Genomic DNA, 14,317 nt, shown 5'->3' with positions numbered 1-14,317 from the left:
GAGATCATGGGATCGGGACAGATGGTGACAGTGTTCGGCGCGTACGGGCACACCGGGCGGTTCGTAGTGGCGGAGCTGCGGGAGCGCGGGTTCGTCCCGGTTCTCTCCGGCCGCGACGCCGGCAAGCTGCAGGTGTTGGCGGCGTCCCATCCCGGACTTGAGGCCCGGCCGGCGTCGGTCGACGATCCGGTCGCGCTCGACCGCGCGCTGGCCGGCGCGGCAGCCGTGATCAACTGTGCTGGGCCCTTCGCCACGACGGCCGCTCCCGTGATCGAGGCGGCACTGCGCGCCGGGATCCCGTATGTGGATGTGGCGGCCGAGATCGAGGCCAACGTCGACACGTTCGCGCACTTCACGGACCGCGCCCGCGCCGCGGGAGCGGTGATCGTCCCCGCGATGGCCTTCTACGGCGGCCTCGGCGACCTGCTGACCACCGCCGCGATGGGCGACTGGACGGCGGCCGACGAGGCGCACATCGCGTACGGGTTGAACAGTTGGCAGCCCACGGACGGGACGCGGACCGCGGGCGCGGTCTCCCGGCAACGGCGGGGCGGCGCACGCGTCGTGTACAGGAACGGGCGGCTGGACTACCGCCAGGACGACGCGACGACCCTCCAGTGGCCCTTCCCCGAGCCGATGGGCCCCCGGGCGGTCATCGGGGAGTTCACGATGGCCGACGTCGTCACCATTCCCAGCCACCTGCCCATCCCCGAGGTGCGCACCTACATGACGGTCGAGGCGGCCAGGGACCTGTCGGCCCCGGACACCCCGGCGCCGTCACCGGTCGACGAGCGGGGCCGATCCGCGCAGACCTTCCTCGTCGACGTCGTCGTACGCTCCGGCGGCGAGGAACGGCGCGCAGTGGCGAGCGGTCAGGACATCTACGCCGTCACCGCGCCGCTCGTGGTGGAAGCGGTTCACCGCATCCTCACCGGACAGACCAAGACGGTCGGCGTCGCCTCCGCCGGCGAGATCTTCGACGCGCCCGACTTCCTCCGCGCGCTGTCCTCGCACCTCTCCCTGGAAATGCGTCCCTCGGAGGTTCGCGCCGGCTAGCGCGGCGTGCGCGCCGCGGCGCTCCGGTCGGGGGAGGGCCGCGGGGCCAGGTGCGCGAGAAGCTGAAGCCGTTCATGCGACGGGGAGCCGTGCTCGGCGTGGTAGGTGACCAGCATCTGACCGGGTGCGCCGGGAAGCGCCAGTTTCTCGTAATGGAGATCGAGGGAGCCGATCTGCGGGTGGAGCATGCGGACGGATCCGCTCGTCTTCTGGCGCACGTCCTGGCGGGCCCAGAGCATCCGGAAGCGTTCGCTGCGCAGGCTGAGCTCGCCGATCAGCTCGGCCAGCCGGGGGTCGTCGACGGCGCCTCCGATGATCGACCGCAGGTAGGCGACGGTCTTGGCGGTCATCTCGTCCCAGTCGCGGTAGAGCTCACGCATCTCCGGTTCGAGGAACGCCGCGCGCAGGGTGTTGACACCCGGCGCGAAGAACGGACTGAGCGCGACGGCCATCGAGTTGGCGGCCAGCGTGGTCATGTGGCGGCCGTGGACGAGGGCGGGTGTGGTCGTCCAGTTGTCGATCAGGCTCTGCACGCTCGCGCTGACCCGCTCCGGCCGGGAGGGCCGGCGACGGGCGGCTCGCGCGGGGCGGGCCAGCTCGCGCAGGTAGGTCTCGGCGTCGGCGTCGAGCCGCAGGGCGCGGGCGATGCTGTCGAGGACCTGGTCCGACGGGTGCCGGTCACGTCCCTGTTCCAGGCGCAGGTAGTACTCCATGCTGATGCCCGCGAGCAGCGCGACCTCCTCCCGCCGCAGGCCGGGCACCCGCCGGCGGGCTCCGGTGGGCAGGCCGACGTCGTCGGGGCGCAGCCGCTCACGGCGAACCCGCAGGTAATCACCGAGTTTGCTTCCCGTCGCCATGCTCCTCATGGTAGAGGCCGGTGAACGGTGCATCCTGCCCCTGCGAGTACCAGTGTCATCAGGGACTTACTGTCGGTGACGATCCGCCGCATCATCGACACCATGACCCAAACCTTGCAGACACCGTTCGGATTCGCCTCGACCACCGACGAGGTCCTGGCCGGCGTGGACCTGTCCGGCACCCGCGCCCTGGTCACCGGCGCCTCCTCCGGTGTCGGTATCGAGACCGCCCGCGCCCTGGCCGGCGCCGGAGCCGGTGTTGTGCTGGGCGTGCGCGACGTCGACGCCGGCAAGGAGATCGCCGCCCGGATCTCGAAGTCGACGGGCAACCAGGACGTCGGCGTCGGCCGTCTCGACCTCGCCGACCTCGGCTCGGTCCGCGCGTTCGCCGGCGCCTGGCAGGGACCGCTGCACATGCTCGTCAACAACGCCGGGATCATGGCGCTGCCGGAGCTCACCCGCACCCCGCAGGGCCGGGAGATGCAGTTCGCGGTCAACTTCCTCGGACATTTCGCCCTGACCGTCGGGCTACACGACGCCCTCGCCCGAGCCGAGGGCGCCCGCGTCGTCTCGCTCAGCTCCAACGCCCACCTGTTCGGCCCGGTGGTCTTCGACGACCTCGACTACCGCTTCCGGTTCTACAACCCCATCGCGGCGTACGGAGAGTCGAAGACGGCCACGGTGCTGCTGGCGGTCGAGGCCGGCCGGCGATGGTCGGGCGAAGGCATCGTGGCCAACGCGGTCCATCCCGGGGCCATCGCCACCAATCTGCAGAAGCACACCGGCGGCCTGCGGACACCGCCCGAGCGCCGCAAGAACGTCGCCCAGGGCGCGGCGACGTCGGTGCTGCTGGCCGCCTCCCCTCTGTTGGCCGGTGTGAGCGGCCGCTACTTCGAGGACTGCAACGAAGCCCCGCTGCTGAGTGAGAAACCGGCGATGTTCGGTGGCGGGGTCGCTCCCTTCGCCCTGGATCCCGGCAACGCCGAGCGGCTGTGGACCGTCGCGACGAGTCTCGTGTCCTGAAGGCTCGGCTCCCCAGCGGGTGGGGGTCGCCGTTCGACCGGATCGACGGGCTGACGACGATCACATAATCGGGGCATGGGCCGGGTGTCAGCGCGGCTCTGCCGTGCAAACACGCTTAGCGTGCTGCCATGGACGATCGGCGCTGGAGGCGACGGCACGGCGCGCAAAAGGACCGCCGCACCGCAGCCGGGCTGTGGAAGGCTTTTCGGCATTCGCCCTTTTTCGCGGCGACCGCGCTGGTTCTCATACTCCCCATCGCCGCCGGGAGCTTCGCCGGTTTCTACACCTACGCGTTCGCCGATCCCACCCCGCGCAGCGTGCCGGTGGCCCTCGTCGGAGCCCGCGACACCGCCCACAGCGAGGCGTTCGTCGCCGGCATGGAGAAAGCCCTGGGCGCCCGGCTCGTCGTGCGCCGCTTCGACACCTACCGCCAGGCGCTGACCGCCGTGGAGGAACAGCAGGTCTTCGCGGTGCTCGATGCGCGGCCCGACGGGTTCGAGCTCACCGTGTCGGGCGCCTCGGGGGCCTCGGTGGCGCAGGCACTCACCCAGGCGGCGCCCAGAGAGGCGGCCGGCGCGGGTATCGCGGTGAGCGTGCGGGACGCCAAGCCGCTCCAGCGAGGAGATCCGCGCGGGTTGGCGCTGTTCTACATCACGCTCGCCGCTGTGATCATCGGCTTCGCCGGGGCCAACCAGCTGAGCGTCAACGCGACGGGACTCAACGCGGGTGAGCGGATCGCCTTCACCGGGGCGTACGCGCTGCTCGGCGCGTTTGTCGTCATCGCCGTCGTGGACTGGACGCTGCACGCGATCACGCTGCCGTTTCCTCGGTCGTGGCTGATCCTGGCGCTGACGATGTTCGTCTCCGGCATGGTGTTCACGATGTTCAACACCTTGCTGGGGCGGTGGGCGATCGCGCCGACCTGGGGATTGATGGTGGTGCTCGGCAGCCCGTCCTCAGGGGGCTTCGTGTCGTGGCCGCTGCTCCCCTCGGCGCTCGGCCTGCTCGGGCAGTGGCTGCCTCCGGGGGCCTCGATCAGCGCCCAGCACACCGCCGTCTACTTCCCCGGCCATCAGCACGTCATGCCGTATCTGGTGCTGGGGGCATGGGCGCTGCTGTCGTGCACGGTCTTCCTCCTCTGGCGGCACCGCCATCCCGCCGGCCGGCCCGGCCCCGAACCCGCCCGCCGTCCCAGGATCCGTCCCCTCCCTCCGGGCAGGGGACAATGAGCGAGATCGCGGGGGAGGGCCTCAGGGGCGGGTGCGGTAGTGGTAGGTGTGTGAGCACGTGAACCCGGCCCGGTCGTACAGCCGGCGGGCCGTTTCGTTGTCCTGTTCCACCTGGAGGTAGAGCCGGTCGGCTCCCTGCTCGGCCGCCCAGCGGGCGCCGGCCCCCAGGAGGGCGGTGGCGATGCCCCGGCGCCGGTGCTCGGGACGGGTCGCCATGCTGAAGATCCCCGCCCAGCCCTCGTCGGCCACGAACAGTCCCATCCCGGCGACGCGCCCGCCGTCGGAGACGGTCAGGAAAGCGGCGGGTTCGGCGGTGTGGGGGAGGACGGTCCCGCCGACGACCGCGCTGTCGAGGTGATCGTCCAGGTCGGTGAAGATCTTCGGCCATTCGTCGCGGTCGGTCACGGCCTCGACCGTGACGTCCGAGGCTGTGGCGGCGATCACTTCCCCGGTGGAGGCGGTGAGCACCGCCGTCTCGCCCTCGATCCGGTAGCCGCGGGCGGCCAGGAACGCGTCCAGGTCGCGGTGGTGTTCGGCGGGGCTCACGTGGACGCGCAGGGGGGTTTCACGCTCCCGGTAGAACTGCTCCACGCGTTCGACGCCGGTCGCGCGGTGGAGCGGGGGCAGCGCGGAGTTCCAGCGCTTCCGTTTCACCCCCGGTGTGTGGCGGAGCAGCCAGCCCTCGTGTTCTTCGACGTTCGACGCCGGCCAGACCCGGGCGGCGCGGCGCTCGACCTGCCGGGCGCCCGAGATCCGGCAGAGTCCCGCCAGCCGGGGAACCAGCGTGGTGAGCAGATCGTGGTCTTGCGGGCGGGCGGGTTCGTACTCGGTGAGGCCCAGCCCGACGATCTCGAATCGCTCGGCGAGGGCGGCGACCTGGTCGACGAGCTCTCCGGGGAGCAGGCCTGCGGGCTCCGGTGTGCCGACGGAGCCGAAGGAGCCCGGGTCCAGGACGTCGAGGTCGATGTGGATGTACAGCACCGTGGCGCTCTCACCGAGTGCGGACACGTCGGCGATTCCCGCCGCCTGGATGAAATCGGACTCGGCGGGATCGAGCGCCCGGACCCCGGCCAGGACGACCTGTTGCGGCCGGAGCACCCGATCGGGCACCAGGTCCGGCGGGCCGTCGCCGAGCAGCGTGCGCAGCACCATGCCGTGGAAGGCGCCGGAGGGGGACGAGGAGGGGGTGTTGAGATCGGCGTGCGCGTCGAACCACACCACCGTCAGCCGCTCGCCGTACCGGCGCAGTGCCGCCGCGATCGGTTCGAGTTCCACGCCGCAGTCTCCGCCGACGGTGATCACGAATCCGTCCCGTGCCCGTTCCAGTGCCGTACGGGTCCGCTCGGCGGTCTCTTTCAGGGTCCCGGCGACCTGCACCCGCGTCCGTTCGGCGTCGGGGATCAGGGCGGCCAGCAGGGCGGCGCCCTCCGCCAGCCGTGCCGCGGTGGCCGAGCCCGACCCCTGCCACTGCGGCACCTCGATGACCGTCACCTCAGGCAACGCGTGCTCCTCTGGTCGCGAGGTCACAGTCTTGCGTGCTCCCCTCGCCGAGGTCCACTCGAATATGTCTCAGCGCCACCATGTGGACGTGATGGGGGCGTTGGCCGGTCAGTACGGAAAAGGGCGGCCCGTAGGCGCGCCGGGCCAGGCCGTCCAGGCCGGCCACCTCCAGCCGGTCCCGCCCGCACCCGATGGTTCGCGGGTCTTGCCGACCGCCGCGTTCTATACGTATTCTTATACGTATACGGGATGAGGATGGAACGATGCCCAATAAAACGATCTACGTCTCGGACGAGGACCTGCCGCTGTTCCAGCGGGCGCAGGAGCTCGCCGGAGGCAAGCTGTCAACGGCGATCAGCGTGGCGCTGCGGCGCTACGTCGAAATGGAGGAGGGCAGAAAAGAGGGCTACGACGAGATCATCGTGCAGGTCGGCCCGGGCACGGGCCGCAAGCAGCGCTTCTCCGGGGTGCTGCTCGGCGAGTGGGGACGCACGACGGGCAGCCGGATGGAGATGTTCCGGGTGTACCGATCCCGCAAGGACAAGTACGTCCTGCACGTGAACCGCTCGCCCGACTGGACCGACAGCCTGACGTCGGAATCCGACAACTGGCTGGAGGGCCTGCTGTCCCGCGGCGCGTGGCGGAGCTATCTCGGCCTGGACGACTCGAGCTGGGGCTTCGTCCAAGGCGAGGCCACGCTTGAGGTCGTGGAGACCATCGAGATGCTGCGCGGCAAGGTCCCCGACGAGTTCTACGACCTGATCGCCGACCTGGCCGAGCGTCCCATCGTGGAGGACCTCGACATCTAGCCCCATCCGGCGAACGCCACCGGACGGTCGGCAGGCGACCGCCCGCCATCCCGTCATGCCCTCATGTCCCCAGCACAAGCGAACTCACCACCAGCGAAGGAGAAACCGCATGCCCCCCGCCATCATGGCCGAAGGGCTGGTCAAGAAGTACGGCGACGTGGTCGCCCTCGACGGGATGGACCTGTCCGTCCCCGAGGGCACCGTGTTCGGTCTGCTCGGCCCCAACGGCGCAGGCAAGACCACGGCCGTGCGGATCCTGACCACCCTGCTGAAACCGGACGCCGGCCGCGCCACGGTCGCCGGGTTCGACGTCGTCGCCGACGCGCACCGGTTGCGCGCCCACATCGGCGCCTCCGGCCAGTACGCCGCCGTCGACGACCACCTCACCGGCGCCGAGAACCTGGAGATGGTCGGCCGCCTCTACCACCTCGGCGCCAAACACAGCAGGCAGCGGGCCCGCGAGCTGCTGGAACGCTTCGACCTGACCGAGGCGGCCGACCGCCCCGTGCAGGGCTACTCCGGCGGCATGCGACGCCGCCTCGACCTGGCCGGAGCACTGGTCGCCGCCCCGCCGGTGCTGTTCCTCGACGAGCCCACCACCGGCCTCGACCCCCGAGCCCGCACGAGCCTGTGGGACGTCATCTCCGAACTCGTCGCCGACGGCACCACCGTGCTGCTCACCACGCAGTATCTGGAGGAGGCCGACCGGCTGGCCAGGGCGATCGCGGTGGTCGACCACGGCCGCGTGATCGCGCTCGGCACCGCCGACGAGCTCAAGGACCAGGTCGGCGGAGACCGCATCGAGCTGACCATGACCAGCGCCGCCGACCTGCACGCCGTACGGAGCGCGCTGGTACCCATGGCGGTGGGGGAAATACGGGCCGACGACGCCACCTTCCAGCTGACGATCCCGGTCAGCGACGGCACGGCCTCCCTCACCGCGGCCCTGGGCCACCTGGCCGCGGAACGCGTCGACGTACGCGACGCCGGACTGCGGCGGCCGACGCTGGACGAGGTGTTCCTGACCCTCACCGGACACCAGACCGGCGAACCGGTCATGACGAAGGAGCAGAGCCGATGAACGCCCTCCAGATGGCGGTCGCCGACGGTATGACGATCACCAGGCGCAACGTCCTCAAGATCAAGCGAGCGCCCGACCTGCTGGGCGGCGTGATCATCCTCCCGATCGTGTTCGTGCTGCTGTTCGCGTACGTCTTCGGCAGCATGATCGACCTGCCGGGCATGTCGTACCAGGAGTACATGATCCCGGGGATCTTCGTCCAGACGATCGTGACGAGCGCGCAGATCACCGGCTACACGCTCACCCTGGACCTGCAGAAAGGCATCTTCGACAGGTTCCGCACGCTGCCCATGGCCCCGTCGGCGGTGCTGACCGGCCAGACCTCCAGCGACGTCCTCATGAACGCCAGCACCGTCATCGCGATGACCCTCGTCGGGCTGGCCGTCGGCTGGCGCATCCACACGCCACCGCACCAGGCCGTGCTGGGCTTCCTGCTGCTCCTGCTGTTCGCGTACGCGTTCTCGTGGGTGACCGCGACGGTCGCGCTGGCCCTGCGCAAGCCCGAGGTCTTCAACAACATCGCCACCATCGTGTCGCTGCCGCTGGTCTTCCTGTCCAACGCCTTCGTCGACAGCACCCGCCTGCCCGGGCCGCTGCAGGCCGTCGCCGAGTGGAACCCCGTCTCCACGGTCATCCAGGCCGCTCGCGAGCTCTTCGGCAACACCAACGCGGCCATGCCGGTGCCCGGCGCCTGGCCGCTCCAGCACGCGGTGACGGCGGCGCTGCTCTGGTCGGCGCTGCTCCTGGTCGTCTTCGTGCCCCTGTCCATCCGGCTCTACAAGAGGGCGGTCAGCCAGTGATCCGGCTCCCGCACCCCCTCCTCCGTGATCGTTCTTCCTTCTGACGCGGAGGGCGTGCGGGGGCTCACCCGTGCTGAGCTGCGGTTGGTGTGATCATGGGCTCTGCGGCTTGACTCTCGAGTGGCTCGAATGTGCAGATTCTTCTCGTGAGTGACAGCACAGAGCTTTACACGATCGGCCGGCTCGCTCGCCGTACCGGCCTGTCGGTGCACACGATCCGCTTCTGGTCCGACAGCGGTGTGGTGCCACCTCCCGTCCGTTCCACCGGCGGGTACCGCCTGTACGACGCGACGGCCGTCGCCCGGTTCGACCTCGTCCGGACGCTGCGCGAGCTCGGCATCGGCCTGGAGACCATCCAGGAGATCCTGGCGCGGCAGATCACGGTGGCCGAGGTGGCACAGACGCACGCCCGGGCGCTGGACGCGGAGATCCGGACCCTGAAACTTCGCCGCGCCGTGCTCCGTACGGTCGCCAGACGCGGCAGCACGACAGAGGAGACACTGATCATGCACAAATTCGCCCAGCTGTCCGCCCGGGAGCGGCAGCAGGTCATCGACGACTTCGTCGAGAGCCTCTTCGCCGGGATCGACCTCGACGACGACGCCGTGATCGTCGCCGGGTGGATGCGGGAGCTGCCCGGTGAGCTGCCCGACGATCCGACGCCGGACCAGGTCGACGCCTGGGTGGAGCTGGCAGAGCTGGTCGCCGACGAGGACTTCCGGCTGCGATTGCGGAAGATCGTGCTCAGTGGTTCGTCCGAGCCGCAGGTCGAGGCCGGTTTCGACCTGCGGCGGCGGGTGCTGGAGAAGGCCGGCCGGGCCCTGGCCGACAAGATCGCGCCGGAGTCGGCCGAGGGCGGGCTCATCCTGGGCCGCATCATCGAGCCCCGGCTGTCGGCCGGGGAACGCGCCGAGCTGCGTGAGCGGCTCCGGATCCTCGCCGACGCCCAGGTGGAGCGCTACTGGCTGCTGCTGAGCGTCCTCAACGACCGAGAGCCGTTCCCCTCGGTCGTTCCCGCCTTCAACTGGGTGATCGCCGCCCTGCGCGCCCACGGCTGACCACGGCCGCAGGTCCGCCGGAGCGGCCGCCGTCTCGCACCGGCGGGCCCGGCGACGACCTTCTGATCTGGACCGTAGGATCGAGACATGTATCGGGGAATCGTCGACAGTCTCTATCGCTGGCCCGTGAAGTCGCTGCGGGGCGAACGTGTCCCCGTGGCTCTTCTCGATCATCGCGGGCTGGCCGGCGACCGGGCGTACGCGCTCATCGACGAGCGGCCCAACCACGTGGGCAGCCGGCTGACCGTACGGCAGTCGCCCGGCATGCTCGCCTGGGAGGCGTCCTACCCCGCCACCTGCGACGGTTCTCCCGAACCGCCGGGCCTGCCGGTGCTGTACTCCGCCGGCGGCGCGGCGTGGGCGTGGGACGATCCCGATCTGCCCGCCGCGCTTTCGGAGTCCTACGGCATCCCGTTGTCGATGCGCGCGGCCGACGGCCAGCAGGATCGCGGCCCGACCGTCCTGGTGACCTTCGAAGCGTCCCGGCGCGCTCTGGAGGCCGAGCTCGGAGCGGAGGTCGATCTACTGCGGTTCCGCCCGAACGTGCATCTGGATCTCGACGCGCCCGTGTTCGCGGAGGAGTCCTTCGGCGAGGGGACCACGATCACGGTGGGCGAGGCCGTCCTGGAGGTGACGGGTGAGAACTCGGGCCCGTGCATCCGATGCGCGGTGCCCAGCTGGGATCCCCACGGCCGCGAGCGCTGGCCGCAGCTGCAGAAACACCTCATCGTCGAGCACGACAACAAGTTCGGTGTGATCATGCGGGTGACCGGCCCGGGAGTCGTGCGCGTCGGCGACGCGGCCACGATCGGCTGAGGTCACGCCGAGACCCCGTACCCGGTCGCCGCGCCGTCACTCCTCGATGCCGGTGTCGGCGGGAGCACGGCGATCTCCCGTGACGGCGTCCGCCGGCACCGCCCGATCCAGGTCGTGGAGCGTCTCCTGCCGCAGGCGCAGTGCCGCCGCGGTGACGTTCTCCTCCAGGTGAGTCCGCACGCGAGTGCCGGGGATGGCGATGACGTCGTCGCCACGTGACAGAACCCAGGCGAGGGCGAGCTGTCCCGGCGACACCCCCATCGCGGTGGCGATGGTCTCGACCTTCTCCAGCAGCGTGAGGTTGCTGTCGAGCGATCCGTCCTGGAACCGCGGGAAGGCGTGCCGCAGGTCCGTCTTCGGGATCTCGCCGGCCGACCGGACGGTCCCGGTGAGGAACCCGCGGCCGAGCGGTGCGTAGGCGACGAAGCCGATGCCCAGCTCCCGGACCGTCGCGAGCACGCCGTTCGTCTCCACCTGCCGGCTGAACAGCGAGTATTCCGTCTCGACCGCCGACAGCGGCGCGCTCGCATGGGCGCGGCGGATGGTGTCCGCCGCCGCCTCGCAGATACCGAGATGACGGATCTTTCCGGCTGCGACCAGCTCACCCAGGGCGCCGAAGGTCTCTTCCACGGGCACCTGGGGATCGACCCTGTGCTGGTAGTAAAGATCGATCCGATCGGTGTTCAGATGACGCAGCGAACGCTCGACACTGGACCGCACATAATCCGGACGACCGTTCGGGCCTCCGAGGACGTTTCCGGTGTCGTCCATTTCCGCCCCGCCGAACTTCGTCGCTATCACGGCCTCGTCGCGACGTCCCTTCAGTGCCCGGCCGAGCAATTTCTCACCGGAAAAGGGGCCGTACACATCGGCCGTGTCGAACATCTCGACGCCCAGCTCAAGGGCTCGTCGTATCGTGGCGATCGATTCGCTTTCGTCCGCGGCGCCGTATGCCCCCGTCATTCCCATGCATCCCAGCCCGACAATCGAGGATGTCAGACCAAGATTTCCGACCTTACGCTCTTCCATGTCATTACCCGTTTCATTGGCGGTCGTCCGCTCGGTGCAGAAACAGGAAAACAGCTCTCCGGACGTGAGGCCATACGTTAAATGGCCTCGCGATGCCTAGGAATGCCAGTGCTACCATGGATTGATGATCATTTTGTCGGGGCGGCGGCGGTGACCGGGACCAGGAACGTCGCGCTGGGGGCGTTCCTGCGCACCCGACGCGCTCAGGTCGAACCGCACGACGTCGGCCTGCCCACCGCCGACCGCCGGCGCGTGCCCGGTCTGCGCAGAGAGGAGATCGCGCAGCTCGCCGGGGTGAGCCCCGACTACTACACACGGCTTGAGCAGGGGCGTCAGCGGACGGCTTCGCGAGCCGTGCTCGACGGCGTGGCGGGGGCGTTGCGCCTGACGGCCGACGAACGGTCACATCTGTACACCCTCGCCGGGATCGCCGACGCCGACGGGACCTCGCCGGGCGCACCCGCACGCAGGACCGTCGACCGCAAGGTGCAGCGTGTGCTCGATCTGCTGGGCGACACTCCCGCCATACTGTTCGGCCCATTCATCGATGTCATCACCGCGAACAGGGCGGCGTCATTTCTGTTCGCCGACTTCAATGTCATGCCCGCGCGTGAACGCAACGGCCTCAGATGGATGCTCCTGTCGTCGGCGGCGCGCGAACTCTACGGCCGAAGCTGGGAGGATGCGGCCACCGAAATGATCGGCATGCTGAGAATCGACGCCGGCCGCACCCCGGACCATCCCCGCCTCGCCGAACTCGTCGCGGAGCTGAATGACGAAAGTGCGCTGTTCAATCGCCTGTGGCGAGAGCACCGGGTCTCTACCTGGCTCCATGAAAGAAAGATCCTGCGCCACCCGGGTTTCGGCGACATGGAATTCTTCAATGAACTGATCACGCTGCACAGCGCCCCGGGTCAGACCCTTGTCGTGATGATCCCCGCAGATCCGGTCGCTTTCCGGAAGGCGCTGCGAGCCTGAACGCGCCCATCCCCGTGAGACGGCGCTCTCACGCCGCGCCGGAACCCGGATGCCGAGACGGCGCCGGGCATCCGTCCGGGCATCCGTCCGGGCATCCGTCCGGGCATCCGAGGCGCTCAGGTCAGGCGGAGGTCAGGCGGAGCCGGGCGAGGTGAGCGCCACGCCGGCCTCGCCGGTGTAGTCCAGGAAGGTCAGCGACTCCTGGAGGTAGAGCCGCACCCCGTCGGCGTCGTGCGACAGGTAGCCGATGGAGAGGTCCTGGCCCAGGTGCAGGGCGAAGTCACCGCCGCGGGCGGACAGCAGGAACGCGCCGTCGATGGCGGGCGCCCAGATGATCTCTCCGTCGATCACCCTGGTGAGGTGCTCGTGGATCGGGTAACCGTGGTCGGAGGTCTCGTTGACGGCGGTGTAGGCGTCGGCGCTGAGCACCAGCGAGTACGGCCCGTCCACTCCGGCCAGCCGCAGGGCGCTCACCGCCCGGCTGACGGTGTTCGGGTAGGCCCGTACGTCCTCGGGCAGGCTGAGCACCGGGTTGGTGGAGGCCTGCCTGATCCCCTCGATCCCGGCCGCGGCGTATCCCTCGAACACCACCCGGTCCTCGGCGAACGCCATCTGCTTGGCGGCGTCCTTCACCGGCTGCCAGTCGGCGTCGCGGGCGCCGCGCTCGACGTCGTCGATCGCCCGCCGGTCCAGGGTGAACGGCACGCGCAGCTCGACGATCGGCATCGAGGTGCGGGAGTGGGAGACCACCCCCTCGGAGGGCGGCTCGATCGGGGCGAGATGGCCGGTGGGGACCGACGACAGGGTGATGCCCCCCGGGTCCGGCACGTCGACGACCCTGCGGCCGGCGAGGTGCCGCTTGAAGGTGCGCCGGGCCTCGTCCTCCAGGTCGGCCCAGGCCGCCGCGGAGATGGGCGCCAGTTCGCGGTGCAGATTGTTCATCGTGCGGGACTCCTCTTCAGGTCGCCGATGCCCAGCGACCCCTCGTACACGGGTGGTTCGGGCACCTGTTGTGCCCGTGGCGCGGGGGCTTGGGGAAGGTCGTCGAGGAAGTCGGCGGTGGGCACGAAGAACAGCGTCCCGGTCACCGCGGTGGAGAAGTCCAGGAGCCGGTCGTGGTTGCCCGGCGGGTCGCCGATGAACATGTTCTCCAGCATCCGCTCGGTGACGCTCGGGGTGGCGGAGTAGCCGATGAAGTAGGTGCCGAACTCGCCCCTGCCCACCGAGCCGAAGGCCATGTTGTCGCGCAGGATCTGCCGCTCGGTGCCGTCGGGGTCGAGGACGGTGTTCAGCGCCACGTGTGAGTCGGAGGGTTTGAGCTCGTCGGGCAGTTCGATGTTGGACAGCTTGGTGCGCCCGACCGCCCGCTCCTGCGCCTCCACGGTCAGCGTCTCCCAGGCGGTGAGGTCGTGCAGGTATTTCTGCACGACGACGTAGCTGCTCCCGGCGAAGCCGGGATCCTCCGCGCCGATCATGACCGCGACCTGGGCGGCCGGGCCGGTGGGGTTCTCACTGCCGTCCACGAAGCCGAGGAGGTCGCGGTCGTCGAAGTAGCGGAATCCGTGCACCTCGTCCTGTACGGTCACCGCGCCCGCCAGCCGGCGGGTGAGCTGGGCCGCCAGCTCGAAACACAGGTCCATCCGGGCGGCGCGGATGTGGAAGAGCAGGTCGCCCGGGGTGGAGACGGCGCGGTGCACGGCTCCCTCCAGTGCGCGGAAGGGGTGCAGCTCCGCCGGGCGCGGCCCGTCGAAGAGCCGGTCCCAGAGTGCCGAGCCGATGCCGGTGACGCAGGTGAGCCCGGCCTCGGGGACCCGGAAACCCACCGATCGCACCAGACCGGCCACGTCGGGCAGCAGTTCTCGCACGACGGGCTCGCCGCCGGCGTCGACGGTCACCACCAGGAAGAGGGCGGCGTTGGTGAGCGGTTTGAGGACCGCCTGCGAGACGACCGGTTGCGTCATGCTCTTACCCGCCCCGCCTTTCTGGTGCTGGTGTCCGGAAACTCCGATGGTGATGTCCGGAAAGTGTAGTGGGGCAGGGTAGGCCGCCCATCGGCGCGTCCTCACCGTCCGGAGGACCGC

14 protein-coding genes are annotated in these 14,317 nt (G+C 69.9%); 9 read left to right on the top strand and 5 right to left on the bottom strand.

Translation table 11 applies throughout. From position 1 onward, the window contains the following. The first annotated feature begins 6 nt into the window (after positions 1 to 6). On the top strand, positions 7 to 1,056 hold the full coding sequence (locus DKM19_RS21550) for a trans-acting enoyl reductase family protein (RefSeq protein ID WP_110697817.1): 1,050 nt from the start codon (positions 7 to 9) through the stop codon (positions 1,054 to 1,056). Here the strand turns inward: DKM19_RS21550 and DKM19_RS21545 are convergent. Further along, positions 1,053 to 1,913 (bottom strand): helix-turn-helix domain-containing protein, encoded by an 861-nt coding sequence (locus tag DKM19_RS21545; RefSeq protein ID WP_110697815.1) that lies wholly within the window; start codon positions 1,911 to 1,913, stop codon positions 1,053 to 1,055. The two genes, DKM19_RS21550 and DKM19_RS21545, sit on opposite strands and share 4 nt — an antisense overlap. A gap of 102 nt (positions 1,914 to 2,015) precedes the next feature. Between DKM19_RS21545 and DKM19_RS21540 the strand changes: the two genes are divergently transcribed. Together DKM19_RS21540 and DKM19_RS21535 are read left to right on the top strand one after the other, a co-directional pair. After that, positions 2,016 to 2,936 (top strand): SDR family NAD(P)-dependent oxidoreductase, encoded by a 921-nt coding sequence (locus tag DKM19_RS21540; protein WP_110705872.1) that lies wholly within the window; start codon positions 2,016 to 2,018, stop codon positions 2,934 to 2,936. Positions 2,937 to 3,064: 128 nt separating this feature from the next. Then, the gene (locus DKM19_RS21535) at positions 3,065 to 4,165 is read left to right on the top strand and encodes an ABC transporter permease (protein WP_239514367.1); all 1,101 of its coding nucleotides are present in this window, start codon (positions 3,065 to 3,067) and stop codon (positions 4,163 to 4,165) included. Positions 4,166 to 4,186: 21 nt separating this feature from the next. Here DKM19_RS21535 and DKM19_RS50755 read toward each other — a convergent pair whose 3' ends face one another. Then, a complete protein-coding gene (locus DKM19_RS50755; RefSeq protein WP_239514466.1) occupies positions 4,187 to 5,656 on the bottom strand; it encodes a GNAT family N-acetyltransferase in 1,470 nt (489 codons plus the stop codon). A 272-nt stretch (positions 5,657 to 5,928) separates the two neighbouring features. On the opposite strand from DKM19_RS50755, the gene DKM19_RS21520 reads away from it, so the two are divergent. The 5 genes from DKM19_RS21520 (at position 5,929) to DKM19_RS21500 (ending at position 10,229) form a co-directional block, all read left to right on the top strand. Next, positions 5,929 to 6,474 (top strand): EXLDI protein, encoded by a 546-nt coding sequence (locus tag DKM19_RS21520; RefSeq protein WP_110697813.1) that lies wholly within the window; start codon positions 5,929 to 5,931, stop codon positions 6,472 to 6,474. Positions 6,475 to 6,583: 109 nt separating this feature from the next. Beyond that, positions 6,584 to 7,555, top strand: a complete 972-nt coding sequence (locus DKM19_RS21515; RefSeq protein ID WP_110697811.1) for an ATP-binding cassette domain-containing protein — start codon at positions 6,584 to 6,586, stop codon at positions 7,553 to 7,555. Then, positions 7,552 to 8,355, top strand: a complete 804-nt coding sequence (locus DKM19_RS21510; RefSeq protein WP_110697809.1) for an ABC transporter permease — start codon at positions 7,552 to 7,554, stop codon at positions 8,353 to 8,355. The genes DKM19_RS21515 and DKM19_RS21510 overlap by 4 nt, the downstream gene beginning before the upstream one ends. Before the next feature lie 146 nt (positions 8,356 to 8,501). Further along, entirely contained in the window at positions 8,502 to 9,413 is a 912-nt protein-coding gene (locus tag DKM19_RS21505) for a MerR family transcriptional regulator (protein ID WP_110705870.1), read from the top strand. Positions 9,414 to 9,500: 87 nt separating this feature from the next. Further along, on the top strand, positions 9,501 to 10,229 hold the full coding sequence (locus DKM19_RS21500) for an MOSC domain-containing protein (protein WP_110697807.1): 729 nt from the start codon (positions 9,501 to 9,503) through the stop codon (positions 10,227 to 10,229). A gap of 36 nt (positions 10,230 to 10,265) precedes the next feature. Here DKM19_RS21500 and DKM19_RS21495 read toward each other — a convergent pair whose 3' ends face one another. Next, a complete protein-coding gene (locus tag DKM19_RS21495) occupies positions 10,266 to 11,258 on the bottom strand; it encodes an aldo/keto reductase (RefSeq protein WP_110697805.1) in 993 nt (330 codons plus the stop codon). Between the two features lie 81 nt (positions 11,259 to 11,339). On the opposite strand from DKM19_RS21495, the gene DKM19_RS21490 reads away from it, so the two are divergent. Continuing rightward, positions 11,340 to 12,236 (top strand): helix-turn-helix transcriptional regulator, encoded by an 897-nt coding sequence (locus DKM19_RS21490; protein ID WP_110697803.1) that lies wholly within the window; start codon positions 11,340 to 11,342, stop codon positions 12,234 to 12,236. Between the two features lie 132 nt (positions 12,237 to 12,368). Here the strand turns inward: DKM19_RS21490 and DKM19_RS21485 are convergent, their stop codons facing one another. Both DKM19_RS21485 and DKM19_RS21480 read right to left on the bottom strand, forming a co-directional pair. Continuing rightward, positions 12,369 to 13,178 (bottom strand): family 1 encapsulin nanocompartment shell protein, encoded by an 810-nt coding sequence (locus tag DKM19_RS21485; RefSeq protein ID WP_110697801.1) that lies wholly within the window; start codon positions 13,176 to 13,178, stop codon positions 12,369 to 12,371. Beyond that, entirely contained in the window at positions 13,175 to 14,197 is a 1,023-nt protein-coding gene (locus tag DKM19_RS21480; protein ID WP_110697799.1) for a Dyp-type peroxidase, read from the bottom strand. Before DKM19_RS21480 ends, DKM19_RS21485 begins: the two co-directional genes overlap by 4 nt. Positions 14,198 to 14,317: the final 120 nt, after the last annotated feature.

The organism is Streptosporangium sp. 'caverna', from assembly GCF_003203775.1.
GTDB lineage: Bacteria > Actinomycetota > Actinomycetes > Streptosporangiales > Streptosporangiaceae > Streptosporangium > Streptosporangium subroseum.
This window is presented reverse-complemented; position numbering and strand designations above follow the sequence as displayed.